Annotated in this window: 16 protein-coding genes and 1 pseudogene; 15 read left to right on the plus strand and 2 right to left on the minus strand. The window is 52.1% G+C overall.

Annotated elements, in window-relative coordinates; genetic code table 11:
- The first annotated feature begins 284 nt into the window (after nt 1–284).
- The 4 genes and pseudogenes from istA to GC56T3_RS02850 all read left to right on the plus strand — a co-directional run bounded on the left by istA (nt 285) and on the right by GC56T3_RS02850 (nt 4,807).
- Nucleotides 285–1,790, plus strand: coding sequence for an IS21 family transposase (istA, locus tag GC56T3_RS02835; RefSeq protein WP_041468192.1), 1,506 nt, complete (start codon nt 285–287; stop codon nt 1,788–1,790).
- Nucleotides 1,787–2,535: pseudogene (istB, locus tag GC56T3_RS02840) on the plus strand (IS21-like element helper ATPase IstB). Before istA ends, istB begins: the two are co-directional and overlap by 4 nt.
- A gap of 257 nt (nt 2,536–2,792) precedes the next feature.
- The gene (locus GC56T3_RS02845; protein WP_013144312.1) at nt 2,793–3,848 is read left to right on the plus strand and encodes a hypothetical protein; all 1,056 of its coding nucleotides are present in this window, start codon (nt 2,793–2,795) and stop codon (nt 3,846–3,848) included.
- Between the two features lie 59 nt (nt 3,849–3,907).
- Entirely contained in the window at nt 3,908–4,807 is a 900-nt protein-coding gene (locus GC56T3_RS02850) for a hypothetical protein (RefSeq protein ID WP_227456684.1), read from the plus strand.
- Between the two features lie 110 nt (nt 4,808–4,917).
- On the opposite strand, the gene GC56T3_RS02855 is transcribed toward GC56T3_RS02850, so the two are convergent.
- Nucleotides 4,918–5,550 (minus strand): LysE family translocator, encoded by a 633-nt coding sequence (locus GC56T3_RS02855; RefSeq protein WP_013144314.1) that lies wholly within the window; start codon nt 5,548–5,550, stop codon nt 4,918–4,920.
- 184 nt (nt 5,551–5,734) lie between these two features.
- On the opposite strand from GC56T3_RS02855, the gene GC56T3_RS02860 reads away from it, so the two are divergent.
- The 11 genes from GC56T3_RS02860 to GC56T3_RS02910 all read left to right on the plus strand — a co-directional run bounded on the left by GC56T3_RS02860 (nt 5,735) and on the right by GC56T3_RS02910 (nt 15,589).
- On the plus strand, nt 5,735–6,583 hold the full coding sequence (locus tag GC56T3_RS02860; RefSeq protein WP_041468677.1) for a DUF72 domain-containing protein: 849 nt from the start codon (nt 5,735–5,737) through the stop codon (nt 6,581–6,583).
- Between the two features lie 18 nt (nt 6,584–6,601).
- On the plus strand, nt 6,602–7,504 hold the full coding sequence (locus tag GC56T3_RS02865) for a sulfite exporter TauE/SafE family protein (protein WP_013144316.1): 903 nt from the start codon (nt 6,602–6,604) through the stop codon (nt 7,502–7,504).
- A 17-nt stretch (nt 7,505–7,521) separates the two neighbouring features.
- A complete protein-coding gene (locus GC56T3_RS02870; RefSeq protein WP_013144317.1) occupies nt 7,522–8,904 on the plus strand; it encodes a bifunctional UDP-sugar hydrolase/5'-nucleotidase in 1,383 nt (460 codons plus the stop codon).
- A 61-nt stretch (nt 8,905–8,965) separates the two neighbouring features.
- Nucleotides 8,966–9,268: a YunC family protein gene (locus GC56T3_RS02875; RefSeq protein WP_011232452.1), complete on the plus strand. Its 303-nt coding sequence runs from the start codon at nt 8,966–8,968 to the stop codon at nt 9,266–9,268.
- Nucleotides 9,269–9,320: 52 nt separating this feature from the next.
- Entirely contained in the window at nt 9,321–10,067 is a 747-nt protein-coding gene (yunB, locus tag GC56T3_RS02880; RefSeq protein ID WP_013144318.1) for a sporulation protein YunB, read from the plus strand.
- 633 nt (nt 10,068–10,700) lie between these two features.
- Nucleotides 10,701–11,897 carry an ABC transporter substrate-binding protein gene (locus tag GC56T3_RS02885; RefSeq protein WP_041468678.1) on the plus strand — a complete coding sequence of 399 codons (1,197 nt, stop codon included), beginning with the start codon at nt 10,701–10,703 and terminating at the stop codon, nt 11,895–11,897.
- Between the two features lie 106 nt (nt 11,898–12,003).
- Nucleotides 12,004–12,882, plus strand: coding sequence for a branched-chain amino acid ABC transporter permease (locus GC56T3_RS02890; protein WP_013144320.1), 879 nt, complete (start codon nt 12,004–12,006; stop codon nt 12,880–12,882).
- 16 nt (nt 12,883–12,898) lie between these two features.
- Nucleotides 12,899–13,873, plus strand: coding sequence for a branched-chain amino acid ABC transporter permease (locus tag GC56T3_RS02895; RefSeq protein WP_013144321.1), 975 nt, complete (start codon nt 12,899–12,901; stop codon nt 13,871–13,873).
- On the plus strand, nt 13,848–14,627 hold the full coding sequence (locus tag GC56T3_RS02900; RefSeq protein ID WP_013144322.1) for an ABC transporter ATP-binding protein: 780 nt from the start codon (nt 13,848–13,850) through the stop codon (nt 14,625–14,627). Before GC56T3_RS02895 ends, GC56T3_RS02900 begins: the two co-directional genes overlap by 26 nt.
- A gap of 2 nt (nt 14,628–14,629) precedes the next feature.
- Complete coding sequence (locus GC56T3_RS02905; RefSeq protein ID WP_013144323.1) at nt 14,630–15,337, plus strand: ABC transporter ATP-binding protein; 708 nt, start codon at nt 14,630–14,632, stop codon at nt 15,335–15,337.
- Between the two features lie 78 nt (nt 15,338–15,415).
- Nucleotides 15,416–15,589, plus strand: a complete 174-nt coding sequence (locus GC56T3_RS02910; protein WP_227456685.1) for a hypothetical protein — start codon at nt 15,416–15,418, stop codon at nt 15,587–15,589.
- Here the strand turns inward: GC56T3_RS02910 and GC56T3_RS02915 are convergent.
- Nucleotides 15,586–16,575 carry a M23 family metallopeptidase gene (locus tag GC56T3_RS02915; protein ID WP_013144324.1) on the minus strand — a complete coding sequence of 330 codons (990 nt, stop codon included), beginning with the start codon at nt 16,573–16,575 and terminating at the stop codon, nt 15,586–15,588. The two genes, GC56T3_RS02910 and GC56T3_RS02915, sit on opposite strands and share 4 nt — an antisense overlap.
- Nucleotides 16,576–16,690 lie beyond the last annotated feature (115 nt).

Raw genomic sequence — 16,690 nt, forward strand, 5'->3', positions numbered from 1 at the left:
TGCTATTTATCAATTTTTTGGATAAATCCAAAACCAATTATTGGCGTGTTAACACAACATGTACATGGCAAGCGAGGTGTTTTCTTAATCCGCCAGTGATGTGTGATTTACTTATTTTTCCTATGGGTGCAAGTAAGATATGTGTTTAGTGCAAAATGAAAATACAGAGTTCTGCAACAAAACGTGCAGATTCTAAGGCAAAGAAAAAAGGCTTGCCAGCCCCTAACATTTCCTCTACTGTGGAAGTTGTGAACACATAAACCAAACAGTGGAGGAGCGAAAGGATGCTGGCAATGCCCGAAATTAATCGTATCAGAAAACTGCGTGAAAAGAAAGGGTTATCGATTGCGGAAATTTCCCGTGAAACGGGATATAACTGGAGAACGGTCAAAAAATACGCAGATGAAGACATTTCTGTCCAACCAACCATCAAACGCAAAAAGGGGATGATGGAGGAAGAAGGGTACGGGCCAATCATTGATGACTGGTTGGAGGAGGATGACAAGCTGCCGAGAAAACAACGGCGAACGAACAAGACGATGTTTGAAGCGCTTTGTCGTGACCATGGATTTCAAGGCTCGTATCGCACCGTTTGCGCGTACGTGCAAAAACGAAGACCGCAGCTCAAGCTCGAGAAAAAACAGCGCTATGAACGACTGGAGCACCCGCCAGGCGAGGCGCAGGTGGATTTCGGGAAGATGACGGTTGTGACGAAGGATGGGAAGGAAGAAGAGCGATCGGTTTTGATCATGAGCTTTCCCTATAGCAACGCTGCGTTTGCTTATCCGCTGCCGGCGGAAAACAGTGAATGCTTCCTCCACGGGTTGACGCAGCTGTTTCGTCAGGCTGGGGGAGTGCCAAAGGCATTGCGCATTGACAATTTGTCCGCGGCCATTGTGTCGATTCGAAAAGGGGGAGAACGCCGATTCACCGAGGCTTTTGAGAAATTCCAACTCTACTATCGGTTTGATGTACAAGTGTGCAATCCATACAGTGGACATGAGAAAGGAAATGCGGAGCGAAAAGTCTATTACACTCGCAACCTTTGTTTCATCCCCGCTCCATTGATGGAGTCGGATCCGGAGCTGGTGGAGTGGCTGCATCGCAAGATGGTCGAGGACCGAAACCGTCCTCATTATGAAAAGGGGCGGTGGATCGAGGAACTATGGCAGGAAGAACAACCAGAGCTGTTGGCGTTGCCGGAACAAGATCTTCCGATCTTCTCCCTCGATCACGCTTACGTGAATCAGTACGGAGAAGTGATGGTGGATGGGAAGGCGTTCGTCGTCCATGGCCTGTCCGTCCCCAACCGGGTGTTGGTGAAGAAAGAATGGAATCGTTTCGTTGTGTTCTCTTCCGATGGAGACGTCCATCTTGAAGCGCCAAGGCCGTATACGAACGTGAAACGCGAAATCCCTTGGAAAGAGATTTTCGCTGAGTGGGAGACCAAACCCCGGGTTGTCGGACATTCCCGCTACCGGACGTACTTGCCGGAGGCGATCCGAATGTATCTGGCTGGCCCCCCGCCCCAGGTGGCGGCCCGTTTGAAAGGACTGCGAGCGCTGTTGGATCGGCACACGCTTTACGAAATCGCCCAGTGGCTCGAGGAGAGTCAGCGATGGGACTTGACTCCTCATGAAATCGGCGTGTTGATGGAAGCGAAGCACTCCTATTACCCGGACAAGTGGGAAGAATCATACACCCCTTCCGTTCTAATCGACTATGAAACGGATTTAACGGTGTATGATCAACGTCTTCATCCCGCTCGGGAAGGGAGTGTCCAGAAATGAGAGCAGAGGTGAAAGAGATTTGTAAAGCGCTGCATTTGGCCTATATCGCAGATCGATTCGAGGAGGTGAGATTCGAAACGAAAGAACAGTTTTTGCGGGATGTATTGGCGCTGGAACTGTCGTGCCGCCAAGAAGCGAAACAGGCCCGACTGATCAAGAAAGCCAAGTTTCGGGAGTTGAAATGGCTGAAGGATTACGAATGGTCGGATCACATCCACTGGCCGACCACGACATCGAAGAAGGAATTGTGTGACCTTCGCTTTTTGGAGCGAAAGCAAAACGTTCTGCTTTTAGGCTCGCCCGGGACAGGAAAAACCCATCTCGCCACAGCGCTCGGCATCCAGGCGTGCCAACAAGGCCATGAGGTTCGGTTTTTCCGCGTCGCGGATCTTGTCGCCCAGCTGGAAGAGGCGTTGAAAAACGGCACGCTCGGGCGGCTGAAACGAAGCATCGATGCGTGCGAACTGTTGATATTGGATGAACTCGGCTATGTGCCGTTTCAAAAGCAAGGATCGGAGCTGTTGTTTCATATTATCGCCGACTGTTACGAGCGAAAAAGCGTCATGGTGACATCGAATCTAGAATTTGGACAGTGGGATCGGGTGTTTGGGGACAACCGCTTGACAGCTGCGCTGGTGGATCGCTTGGTTCACCATGCCCACATCCTGGCCTTTACGAGAGCTATCGACTGCGGAACGCTCTCTCCGCGATCCAGCCGTCCTCTTCCCCCGGTCTGCAACCTTAAGTCTTGAGCTGGCAAGCCTATGTATTTTTTCTTGCATTTCTCTGCATTTTTTGCTTGCAAAAAACACTCTTGTGCTAAATCCATGAAGCAGACCCAATAATATTTTCTCAGCATCTGCTTAAATCTCCTTATGACCTGTTCAAGGTGGCCTTGATCGACTTCTTGGGTTTGGTCATTTTGAGGACTTCGAACGGAGACTTATGTTAAGTAAAGAAGTGTTGTAGGCGATATCTTTTTATAGAGTAGGAGGGGTTTTAATGAAAAAAGTTTTATCATTTAGTTTGTTTATGTTCGTAATGCTCTTTTTAGCTATGGGATCTTCAGTATCAGCTAGTAGCATAACTAATGATAAAAACACTAAGAATGTAAATGGAATGTTAGAATTACTTGGTTTTTCGAAGGAAGATATTAAAGATCTAAAAACAAATAAATTTGATGTAGCAGATATAGATTTTAAAAATAAGGATGTAAGGAACTTGAAACTAAAAAAGAAAGATATCTTATTTTTGGCTCACTTTGGGTTTACTAAAGAACGAATTGAGCATTTCACACTAAATGATTGGGATCATTTTAAGAATATGGAGGAGCCTGAATTAGTAGATGTGAATGTTTCGTACTTCAAAGTCGATGAAAATAATGGAGAGCTAATTCCTATCACGAAATACGAGTTTGAGGGGAACAAAAAACAGCGAGAGGCATATTATGAGGAAATAAAAAAGGATCCTAAAGCCGTAGCATTAATTACCTCTTTATGTGATCCAGATAATACCTGCAATGGTTCAAACTCATCATCGATGGTGAAACTGACTGTTGCTGTCACCCATTCATCGAAATATGCAATTGTTTCTGATTTTGATTGGGTCAATGATTCCAACGAAAGGCATGTTGACTTATTTGGAACTGGTCATAAAGAAGCTTTGACTGTAGATTATGGATCAATATTTGGAAGTTGGACAACTGAGTACTATGATAATTATGGTTATGTAGCAGAAAGGACTTCGTACTTTAATGGTGCAACATATAAATTTTCTACAGGGTATGTTCATAAATTAGATAGAAATTCTTCTACTCATCAAGAATTCTGGCAATACAATGGGAAGTGGATACATGCGCAAGATGACTCAGGATATACGTATGCTGAATTTGTGTGGAGCTCTGGAACGAGTTCTTCTGCATATGCCAATTATACGCATATGAAGACAGGATGGAGCTCATCGTTTAGTGTATCGATGCCGCTAGGAGCGTCAATTTCTGTTTCAGGAACGACAAGTTATATCCAAATACCAAACGCGGCAGTTTCCTTTACAAGATGACAATACGTTTACGTCTCATTTACTGCGAATCGATATTTACAGTGAAGGGTGGCTTATCATTGAAACGGATCCTCCGTTATGTTTTGTTGTGTACAATGCTAGCTGGCTGCGATCATCAGGAGATGAATTTACAGGCTCATCATTTGGATGCAAAAAGACAAGGTTTTGATCAAGAAGAGATAGAAAATCTCATTAGAGAGCCGGAAAACGCCAATAAAGTCAACCGACAGCTCAAAAACAAGGAGGCTGCGGCTTTCTTTCGGCTGGGGATGACGAAAGAAGAGATTCGTCACTTGGATCGGGAGGAGATGGATTTTTTTCGCGCGAGAAGTGCGGCGAATCAATGGCATGAGCTCGATGAACAAACGGTGAAGGAGATTTTCAAGAAACAGGCGGATCATCAAATGATCCGGTGCCATATCGAGAAACAGAAATTATGCACCGCGTCCACGATTTACACCGATCAAAAAAAGAACATCATGGAATTGACCATATCCGTTTCCTTGTTAAGTCGAGAAGAGCATCGATATGCCGTCGTCTTGTCGTATGAATGGCTTATCGATCCGAAAGAAAAGGAGACGGATTTTTACGGGATTTTGACGACTGAAAATGCGGTTGTCGATTATCATCAGCTTTATAGCTCCTACAAGACGTATCGGGATGCGTCTCACGTCAGCATACAACATAGTAGGAAACCTTACCAATCTTCTGTTGTAGGGTATATGATCAAAAATTCTCTGCACAAGGAAAACAACCGCCACTTTGGATATGTGTATTCTGAAATTGTCCCTTCGGATCACGCGCAAACGTATATGGATGTTGAGGGATTTTATGTTCATGCTAATCGGACATGGAGAGAAAAGGATTTGTTTTCTTTCCAAGATGTTTATAACTGGAATGAAAAGGCTGACGCGGTGATGTTCAAGTCTCCGGTGATCCGAATCTCCATCCGGCCGTGATGAAGCGGGATGGAATGTTTTGTTTCGAGGGAGCGCTCTTTTTTGGGCGCTCCCCTGTCATTGATCTCACATGCCAGGCGGATCTGTTCAGCCGCGCTCAGTCTTCCTGTTTAGCGCTGCACTTTTTCAAGCGCCAATTTGATGCCGAACCCGATCATCACCGCGCCCGTGATGCCTTCGATCCATTTCTTCGTTTTCGGCCGCTTCATGAAGTCGCTGATATAATGGATGAAGGAAATGTAAAACAAAAACCATATCGCGGTCATCGCCGTATAAGCCGCCCCCATTAGGAGAAACGGAGCGAAGGAGTGCGCGCCGGGCGCCACGAACTGCGGCAAAAATGTTAAGAAAAAAGCCGCCACCTTCGGGTTCAAAAAATCGGTGAGAAACCCTTGCCGGAAGCAGGCGGGCTGTTTTTCTCCGCTATTGACATCCGTTTCCACACCTAGGGCTTCGCCTTTTTTTATGACTCCATATAATGCCTTGACCCCTAAATACGTTAAGTACACAGCCCCCACATACTTCAGGATCGAAAACAGCAGGGCAGATTGCATGATGACGGCGGAAAGCCCGAGCGACGCTGCGGCGGTGTGGAGAAACAAGGCGCAGCAAACCCCTAGTGCGGTTTTCAAGCCGCCGATCTTCCCGGCGGAAATCGTGTTTTTGGTCACCACCGCCGTGTCGGGGCCGGGCAGCACGATTAAAAACATTGATAAGAGAAGAAACGGGTACAGATGAATCATCGGAAGCCCCCCATTATCAGAATGTTCCGATGGTTACCATTGTATCGCAACGGTTCCTCGGTTGTAAATCTGGACGTTCTGAACCGCCGTTGCCCTTGATGGTGCGGCGGTCATTTTTATTTCCTGGCGGTGGCACATATGATATAGTGAAGATAGCTGGAAATCGAACGAATTGGTGATCGACATGATTTACATCGGACTGACCGGCTGGGGGGATCATGACAACTTGTACCCGCCAGGTCTTGCGGCGAAAGACAAATTGCTGGAATACGCGGCTCATTTTCCGACGGTCGAGGTCGATTCGTACTTTTACGCCATTCAGCCGCGTTCGAATGTGGAAAAGTGGATTCGCGAGACGCCGCCGTCGTTTCAGTTTATCGTGAAGGCATACCAAGGAATGACCGGGCATGAGCGCGGCCCGATTCCGTATGAAAGCAAGGAAGCGATGTTTGCCGCGTTTCTGGAATCGATCGCGCCGTTTCAGGAAGCGGGGAAATTGGCGATGGTGCTGTTTCAGTTTCCGCCGTGGTTTGACTGTCGGCGCGAGCATGTGGCGTACTTGCGCTGGGTGAAAGCGCGGATGGGGGAGGTGCCGGCGGCGCTCGAATTTCGGCACCAATCATGGTTTTCGCCGCGCTTTTATGAAAAAACGCTTCGCTTTATGGAAGAGGAAGGGTGGATTCACGCGATTTGCGACGAGCCGCAGGCGGGGGAAGGGTCGGTGCCGACCGTTTTGCATCCGACCGACCGGGAAAAGACGCTCATCCGCCTGCACGGACGGAATGTCCACGGCTGGAACAAGGCGACGGCCGGCGAGAACTGGCGCGCCGTCCGCTACTTGTATCGATACAACGAGCGCGAGCTGCGCGAGTGGGCGCGCCATATAGAGGCATTAAAGAAAAAAACGAAACAGATTTACGTGCTGTTTAACAACAACTCCGGCGGCGATGCCGCCGACAACGCCAAACAATTGATCGATTTGCTTGGCATTGAGTACACGGGCCTTGCGCCGCGGCAGCTTGGTTTGTTTTGAAGCGGGGGGAGAGACAAAATGGCGTATATGTTGCTTTTTTTGATCGGCTTTATCGCGGGGACGGTCGGCAGCTTGGCCGGCCTTGGCGGGGGGGTGATCATCGTGCCGTCGCTTCTGTTTTTCGGCGCGCTCGGCTGGCTGTCGGCGGTGACGCCGCAAACGGCGGTCGGCACGTCGCTTGTCGTCATTATTTTCAATGGCTTATCGTCCACATTGTCGTATATGAAAGACAAAATGGTCGACTATCAAAGCGGCTTGCTCTTTTGTCTTGGCAGCGTTCCCGGGGCGGTCATCGGCGCTTGGGTGAACAATACGCTGAGCGCCGCTCATTTTTCATTGTATTTTGGGCTGTTTTTAATCGCCATGTCGCTCTTTTTGTCGCTGAGTCAAAAGAAAACGAAGCGTTCGGCTGACGAGACGGCGGCGGCGACGGAGAATGAACGGGAGTCATCCCGAACCGAGACGAAAGCGGAAACCCGCTTGAAACCGGCATCGTGGTGGGCGCGGAAAGTCATGCGCACGTACACGGAGCGGAACGGGGAGACGTTCGTGTACGGCTATTATCCGCTCGCCGCGATCGCCATCGCGTTTGTGGTCGGCTTTTTCGGCGGGTTGTTTGGCATTGGCGGCGGCTCGCTCATGGTGCCGGCGATGATCGTGCTGTTTCGCTTTCCGCCCCATGTGGCGGTCGCCACGTCGATGTTGATGATTTTTTTGTCCTCGCTCGTCGGCTCTCTCACCCATGTCGTGATGGGAAATGTGCAATGGTCGTTTGCCCTTGCCCTCATTCCCGGCGTATGGATCGGCGCGAAAACCGGGGCGTGGATCAATAAGCGGATGCCAAGCCGGACGCTTGTCGTCGTGCTTCGGATGGTGCTCGTTTTGCTTGGCCTTCGGCTTGTGATCGAAAGTTTTTCGTAACCAAGGAGGCTTGCGCATTGAAGCAAACCGTCTATATTTATCATACGAATGACGTGCACAGCCATTTTGAACATTGGCCGCAAATCGCCCGCTTTTTGTCAGAACGGAGAAGGGAGCATCGCGCGCGCAACGAGGCGATGCTTTTGTTTGATGTCGGCGATTTTCTCGATCGCGTGCACCCGATTACCGAGGCGACGCGCGGAAAAGCGAATGTGGACTTATTGAACGATCTTCACTATGATGCGGTGACGATCGGCAACAACGAAGGGATCACCCTTGATCATGATGAACTGGATACGTTGTACGAACAGGCTCGGTTTCCGGTCGTTGTCGCCAATTTGTTTCGCCGCGATGGCGTGCGGCCGCATTGGGCGTTGCCGTATGTCGTCATCCCGGCGACGGAGACGTTTCGCATTGGGGTGGTTGGCGCCACCGCTCCGTTTTCTCACTTTTACGAGCTGCTCGGCTGGAAGATCGTTCCGCCGTTTGACATGTTGGCAGCGGCGGTGGAGGAAGTGAGGCAAAAGGCCGATTGCGTCGTTGTGCTGTCCCATCTTGGGGTGAATGAGGATGAAAAAATCGCTGCGACGATCCCAGGCGTGGACATTATTTTAGGCGCTCACACCCACCATGTGTTTCCAGAAGGAAAAACATTGAATCAAACACTGCTTTGCGCGGCGGGGAAATACGGAAAATATGTTGGGGTGGTCAAGCTGGAGATTGACCAAAACCGGCTGTCCAGGGCATCCGCGACGGTCGTGGATGTCGAACCATTGCCCCGCTCCGAGGCGGTCGAGCGCCATCTTGTTTGTCTTGAGCAGGAAAGTTTGGCGCGGCTTGAAGCGGAACAAGTCGCCGTGCTCCATGATGACTTGCCGCTTGACTGGTTCGCCCCGTCGCCGCTCGCGAATTTGCTTGCTTCCGCTTTGCGTGAGTGGTGCCAAGCGGACATCGGCATGGTCAACGCCGGCGTGCTGCTTGCACCGCTTGCGAGAGGACCGGTGACGAAAAAAGATTTGCATCGCATTTGCCCGCATCCGCTCAACCCGTGCAAGGTGAAGCTGCGCGGCGCGGAGCTCAAAGAGATTATCCTTGAGGCCAACACGGAATGGATGAAGCATTTGCAGTTTAAAGGGTTTGGCTTCCGCGGCGAAGTGATGGGGGAAATGGTGTACGACGGCGTGGACATCGAGGCCGGGCTCGAGGAGGACGGTCAATGGCATATCCGCCGCATTATGATCAACGGCGAGCCGCTCAATCCCGAGCGCACGTATGAGGTGGCGACGACCGATATGTTTGCGATCGGCCACTTTTATCCGCAAATTCAGCGGGCGGCGGAAAAAACGTATTACATGCCGGAGTTTTTGCGCGATCTTCTCGCTTGGAAATTGGCCCAATAGGCAGGCACTTCTTTTTCCATGCTTCATACATTGGAGTATGGAAAGGAGAGTGACTGCGGCGATGGTCGAAGTGAAGCCGATCATCATTGACGGGCATCCGTTTATTGCTGTGTCCGTCCAGCTGCCGAAAACGAATTTGTTGGCGGTGGCGGGTGAAAAAGGGTACATTATGTGCGGGGCGCTCGATGTGGCGCTGTTGAATGAGAAATTGCGTGATCGCGGCATTATCGCCGGGCGGGCGGTCGGGGTGCGCACGATTGAACAGCTGCTTGAGGCGCCGCTGGAATCGGTGACAGTCGCCGCTTTGGAGCTCGGCATTGAAGAGGGAATGAAAGGAAGAGAGGCGCTGTTGAAAATGCGGTGAAAAAATCCCTCCTTGCAAGCATACATATAGCTTGTAAAGGAGGGATTTCATTTTGTTGCGCCCCCGATTCGTGCGGAAGGGGCCGCTCCCGTTCCGCTACGTGTTTTTATTGACGTTCGTTTTTTTTATGCTTTCGACCGCAGCCAGCCTTTGGATTGTCAATAAAGGCATTAAGCCGGTGCTCATGGAGATTGCGGAAACGGAAACGAAGCGGATTGCCAACTTGGTGATCAATAACGCCATTGAGCAGCAGTTTCAAAAAGACAACCCTGAATTTCGGCAGCTGGTCACGGTTCAAAAGGACGAAAGCGGCAAAATTGTGTCGGTCGATTTTGACACCGCGGTGATCAATCGCATCTTATCGGAGACGGATGATCATGTGATGGAAAGCTTAAAGGCGGCGACAGAAGGACGGCTTGAACGGATGGTCCTTCCCGAAGTCGAGTCCGGAACTGGAAACAGCCGCGGCATCATTTATTACATTCCGCTTGGAAAAATCACGGATAATGCCCTCTTGGCCAACCTCGGCCCGCGCATTCCGGTGCAGTTTCAGATCGTTGGCAATGTCGACTCGGAAGTGACGAAAGAAATTCGAGCCTATGATATTAACAGTTTTTTTATTGAAATTGATATTCATGTATCGGTCGACATCCAAGTCGTCATTCCTTTTGCATCGAAAATTTCCAATGTGACAACAGATATTCCAGTTGTGATGCGCTTTATTCCGGGAGAAGTGCCGCAATTTTACAACAAAAACGGCGGTCAAGTCGGCCCGTCCATCCAGCTTCCGAAACGGTAGTGGGAAAGGCTGTCAATGCGCGCCTCTAAAAGGCCGGCGACTGTCATCTTCCTAAATCGATCGTTCTCGTTCGACTGTCGAAGGCAAGCCAAGGCGTGACGGGGGATCGAACAACCGCCTGCTTCACAGACCCATATATGGGTCTGGAAGCGGCGTTGTTCGGTCGCCCGACAGTCGATCAAATACTCGGTAAAAGCTGCAAATGGTAAAGCTTCAAATTGCATCTATATAGTTCCGTTAGGTTGACGGATGCCCGCGTCAGCCGTTGGGAATGGTTTTGACAGAAACATGGAAATGTTATGCAAAAAAAGTGTTCTTCCCGGCGAAGGGGCTTTGGCTGTTTCTCTGGCGTTTGTCAAGAGGAAACAGCTTTTTTTGTTTTTCAAATAGAAAACAACTAGACGAGTTGGTTCGAATTTTGTAATATTATATTAAATTGAAAATAGTTTTATTATTTACATAGCAGTTTGAGAGGGGGAATGAACGGCCGGCATCGGAAGGCATGCATCAGTTTGCGGCGCCATCCGGCGCGGCGGACGAGCGCACAAGGCAGACGGACTCTATCGATATAGTATGCAGAGAAAGGCGTGCGCTCTGGTGACAGAACATTTTGAACAATGGGGGGAACAAGAAATGAAGAAAAAAAGAGCAGCAGGTGTCTTTTTCTCATTGATGCTGACGGCAGGTCTTTTGGCCGGCTGCGGCGGCAACCAGCAAGGCGGCAGTTCTTCAGGCGGAAACGGCGGCGGAGGCGGGGGCGGCGATGTGATTAAAATCGGCGCCAACCTCGAGCTGTCCGGCGGGGTCGCGTCATACGGCCAGTCGATTGCGGAAGGGCTGGACTTGGCGCTTGAGGAAATCAACAAAGAAGGAATCAACGGCAAAAAGCTGGAGTTGGTGAAAGTCGACAACAAATCGGAAGCGGCCGAAGCGACGAACGGCGCGATCAAGTTGATCAGCCAGGATAAAGTCGTCGCCATCATCGGCTCGGCGACGAGCACGAACACGCTCGCTCAAGTGCAAGTCGCCAACGACAATAAAGTGCCGCTCATTACGCCGACAGGCACGAACCCGACGATCACGAACAAAGACGGCAAAGTGAACGAGTTCGTCTTCCGGACGTGCTTCATCGACCCGTTCCAAGGGACGGTGGCGGCGAAATTCGCGCTAAACGACTTGAAAGTGAAAAACGCGGCGGTGTTGATCGACAGCTCGAGCGACTATTCGAAAGGGCTGGCCGCTTCGTTTAAAGACGCGTTCACGCAAGGCGGCGGCAAAATTGTCGCTGAAGAGGCGTATGTCGCGAAAGACACCGATTTCCGCGCGACGCTGACGCGCATCAAATCCAAAAATCCAGAGTTCATTTTCCTGCCGGGCTATTATGAAGAAGTCGGCCTCATCGTCAAGCAGGCGCGCGAGCTTGGCTTGAACGTGCCGATCATGGGCGGCGACGGCTGGGATTCGCCGAAGCTGGTCGAGATCGCGGGCAAAGACGCGTTGAACAACACGTACATTACGAACCATTATTCGTCTGGCGACCCGGATCCGAAAATTCAAGAGTTTGTGAAAGCCTTTAAAGCGAAATACAACAAAGCGCCGGATGCGTTCAACGCGCTTGGCTATGATACAGCCTACTTCCTGGCCGACGCCATTAAGCGGGCCGGCAGCGCCGATCCGGTGAAAATTAAAGACGCGCTGGCGCAAACGAAAGATTTGCAGCTCGTCTCCGGCACGCTGACGCTCAATGAAAACCATGACCCGGTCAAATCGGCGGCCATTTTGGAATACAAAGACGGGCAGCAGCAATTCAAAACGAAAGTGAATCCGTAATGAAAGGCTGGATGGATGCATGGACGGGGGAGGCTCCTAAGGGGGCGCCCTCCTGTCCGGCATTTCTTTTGGTCAACGACGAGTTTTCGTTAAGGAGCGTGCGATCATGGAACTCATTCAACAGCTGATCAACGGCATTTCGCTAGGCAGCATTTATGCGCTCATCGCTCTTGGCTATACGATGGTGTACGGCATTGTTCGGCTCATTAACTTCGCCCATGGCGACGTCTTTATGGTCGGTTCATTCGTCGGGTTTTATGCCGTCACGATGCTTCACGTCGGCTTTTTCCCGGCGCTGTTGCTGGCGATGGCCTCTTGCGCCGTGCTTGGGATGATCATCGAGCGGATTGCCTATAAGCCGCTGCGCAATGCGGCGCGCATCGCGGTGCTCATTACGGCGATCGGCGTATCGCTCTTGATTGAGTACGTCACGATTTATTTGCGCGGGGCCCAGCCGGAAGCGTATCCGAGCACGCTGCTGCCGGACCGGAATTTGGAGTTGTTTGGGGTTGTCATCAGCAGCCAGTCGCTGTTCATCCTCGGCACGTCCCTCGTTTTGATGATCCTTCTTCAGTTCATCGTTCACCGAACAAAAATCGGGAAGGCGATGCGCGCTGTTTCCCATGATGCGGAAGCGGCCCGGTTGATGGGGATTAACGTCGACAATACGATCTCGGCCACGTTTGCCATCGGTTCGGCGCTCGCCGGAGCAGCCGGTGTCATTTTTGGCATTTATTATACGAAAATCGATCCGTTAATGGGCATTCTTCCGGGGCTGAAGGCGTTTGTCGCCGCCGTGTTGGGCGGGATCGGCATCATTCCGGGCGCGATGGTCGGGGGGCTTTTGCTTGGCGTCATCGAATCGCTCGTCAGCGGGCTCGGCTACTCGCTTTGGCGCGACGGAGCGGCGTTTGTCATTTTAATTCTCATCCTCATTTTCCGGCCGGCCGGATTGTTTGGCAAGAACGTACGAGAAAAAGTGTAAAGGATGGTAGGGGACAATGGCAACTTGGAAGCGGACTCGTGGATTTTGGGTTTCCGTCATACTGGCCTTCGCCTTTTTCGCTGTTGTCGAGTGGCTGATTGCAAGCGGGACGCTCAATGTGTTTTACGTCAACACGCTCTTTTTCATGGCGATCAACGTCATGCTGGCTGCGAGCCTTCACTTGATCATCGGCATCACCGGACAGTTTTCGATTGGACATGCCGGCTTTTTCGCCGTCGGCGCTTACGCTTCAGCCGTCATGACGATGAAGCTAGAGCTGCCGTTTGCGGTCGGCGTCTTGACCGCTGGGATCGCGGCGATGCTCGCCGGACTCATCATCGGCGTGCCGAGCCTGCGTTTAAAAGGCGATTACTTGGCGATCGCCACGCTTGGGTTTGGCGAAATTGTCCGCATCGCGCTCTTGAACATCGATTACGTCGGTGGGGCGAGCGGCATGACGGTGACGCATATGACGACATGGCCGTGGGTGTTCGCCTGCCTGTTTGTCACGATTTTGGTGATCGCCAACTTCACGAACTCGACGCACGGACGGGCGTGCATTTCGATCCGCGAAGATGAAATCGCCGCGGATGCCATGGGGATCAATACGACGTATTACAAAGTGGCGGCGTTTGCGATCGGTTCGTTTTTCGCCGGCATCGCCGGGGCGCTGTACGCGCATCACTTTTACATCATTCAGCCGTCGAACTTCGGCTTTTTAAAATCGTTCGACATTTTGATTTTCGTCGTGCTCGGCGGGCTCGGCAGCCTATCCGGCGCGGTGATGGCGGCGGTGCTGCTGACGATCGTTTCGACGTTCTTGCAAAACTATCCGGAAACGCGGATGATCATTTACAGCATCGTCTTGATTTTGGTGATGCTGTACCGTCCAACCGGGCTGATGGGGACGAAAGAACTGTCTTCGCTCTTCAAATGGCGGAAGGCAGCGCAGGGAGGAATGAATCATGGCGGCAAAAACACCGTTGCTTAAGGCAGAAAACGTCGGCATCCAGTTTGGCGGGCTAAAGGCGCTCTCCGGTGTGACGATGGAGCTGTATCGAGGGGAGCTTGTCGGGCTCATCGGCCCGAACGGCGCGGGGAAAACGACGCTGTTTAACTTATTGACGGGCGTGTATGTGCCGACTGACGGGCGGATTCTGCTTGACGGCGAGACGGTGAACGGCCTGCCGCCGTATAAAATTACGCGCAAAGGGATCAGCCGGACGTTTCAAAACATTCGCCTGTTCGGCGAGCTGTCGGTGCTCGACAACGTGAAAGTCGCCTACCATGCGCACGCCCGCCATTCGATCGCGAGCTCCATTCTCCGCCTCCCGTCCCATTTCCGCGGTGAAAAGGAAATGGAAGAAAAGGCGATCGAGTTTTTGAACATTTTTCAGCTTGACGGCGTCATGCACGAGAAGGCGAAAAACTTGCCGTACGGCCAGCAGCGCCGGCTTGAGATCGCTCGGGCGCTGGCAGCGCAGCCAAAAGTGCTTTTGCTTGACGAGCCGGCTGCTGGCATGAACCCGCAAGAAACGAAAGAATTGATGAAGTTGATTGCGTTCATTCGCGAACGGTTTGCGTTGACGATTTTGTTGATTGAGCATGACATGTCGCTTGTGATGGGCATATGCGAGCGCATTTACGTGTTGGATCACGGCCAGCTGATCGCCGAAGGCACGCCGGAACAAGTGCGCAGCAACCCGAAAGTGATCGAGGCTTACCTTGGCGAGGAGGTGTCGTGACCATGTTGAAAGTGCATGGAATCGATGTGTTTTACGGCAACATTCATGCCTTAAAAGGCGTATCGCTTGAGGTGAACAAAGGCGAAATCGTCACGCTGATCGGGGCGAACGGCGCGGGGAAAACGACGCTTCTGAAAACCATTTCCGGGCTGCTTAGGCCGAAAAACGGCGACATCGTGTATGAGGGAGCTTCGATCGCCGGCAAGGCGGCGCAGACGATCGTCAAGCAAGGCATTTCCCACGTGCCGGAAGGGCGGCGCGTTTTCGCCAATATGACGGTCGAGGAAAACTTGGAGCTCGGCGCGTTTTTGCGCAAAGACAAAGAAGGCATTCAACAAGACTTTGCGAAAGTCTTTCAGCTGTTCCCGCGCCTTGAGGAGCGGCGCAAGCAGCTGGCCGGCACGCTTTCGGGCGGCGAGCAGCAAATGCTCGCCATCGGCCGCGCGCTCATGGCGCGCCCGAAGCTGCTCTTGCTTGACGAACCGTCGATGGGGCTCGCGCCGCTTTTGGTCAAAACGATTTTCCGCATCATTCAGGAAATCAACGAGTCGGGGACGACGATTTTGCTTGTCGAACAAAACGCCCATATGGCGCTCTCCATCGCCCATCGCGCCTATGTCCTTGAATCGGGGCGCGTCGTCTTGTCGGGAACGGCGAGCGAGCTGCAGGCGAGCGAGCAGGTGAAGCAGGCGTATTTGGGCGGGCATTGAGAAGCGATAGGCGGAAGAACGTCAGCGGAAAGCCGTTTCGGACGGTTGTGCCGCCGTGGAAAAAAGGCTGATTCCAACTTGGAGATCAGCCTTTTTCCGTCATTACCGTTTCGGCCGGCGAACGCCGGCTGGGATGGACGGACGGGAAACATCGGCGTCCGGGACGTCTCTGCTCTTGAAAAAACATGCCGCTTATTTGGGCGGCTGGCGTTGGCGGAGAGAACCCCGTCGCGCCAGCCCCCGCGCGGCTAGCGGCGCCGTTGTTGCCGCTCGGACCGCTCCCATGCTTTTAAGTGCGGGTACGGGTCAAACGCCCATTCGGTATAGCCGTTGTCTTTGTACATGCCGTAGTGAAGATGGGGCGGAAATTTCCCCGCCGTGCCGGGCGGACCGTAGCCAGAGCTGCCGACCGAACCGATGATCGTCCCCGGCTCGACGATTTGCCCCTCGCGAAGATCGGCGGCGAAGCCGTTCAAATGGGCAAAGTAATGGTACGTGTTGTTGATGTCGCGGATGCCGATGCGCCAGCCGCCGTATTTGTTCCACCCTTTCAGCTCGACGATGCCATAGCACGTCGAGCGCACCGGAACGCCGTAGCCGGCGAAAATGTCGGTTCCTTCATGAATGCGCCGCCCGCCCCAGCCGCGCGCATCCCCCCATGTATCGCGGTAGCTGTAATTGGCTCCTAGCGGAAGCGGAAACACGTGGTTGTCCAATTTCAACGTCTGATACTTTTTATAAATTCTCGCCTTTCCTAAAATCAAGTCGACGGTTTTGGCGCGTTGGTAATAGTTCCAAAGCGCGATTTTGATATGGCGGTGATCGATGCCGTACGTCTGCAAATAGCGGGCCATGGCCATGATCACATCGTCATCGTCATCCGCCCGCGCATAGCCGTCGCCGTCTCCGTCCACGCCAAGGCCGCCAAACTGGGAGATGGAAAACGGGTCTGTATCATGCGGGTTTTTGTTCAGCGGCCCGGCCCATATTTCCGGCTTCATATAAATGCCGAGAACGCCGGTCGGTTTGGGCAAGTCGCGGCGCACTTGCCGGACGTTTCGCTCATACTGGTCAATGGCCGCAAAGTAATACCACGGGATCAAGGAAACGGCCTCGGCCTTTTTGTACAGCTCCATTCGCTTTTCATACACCGCTTCTTCCTGTTCCGCCGCCGAAGCCGCGCCGGCGGCGATCCACAGCATCGCTGCCGCCGATATGGCGGCAAGCCATCGATGCACGCGTATTCCCCCTTTCCGCCCGTTTCATATGTTTAGTTTGGGGAGAAACGGGAATTTCATAAATGTTAAAAGGAGGAAAATCGTCTGATGGACGATTTTTTTGTGTTTTCCTGCG

Source organism: Geobacillus sp. C56-T3 (genome assembly GCF_000092445.1).
GTDB lineage: Bacteria > Bacillota > Bacilli > Bacillales > Anoxybacillaceae > Geobacillus > Geobacillus thermoleovorans.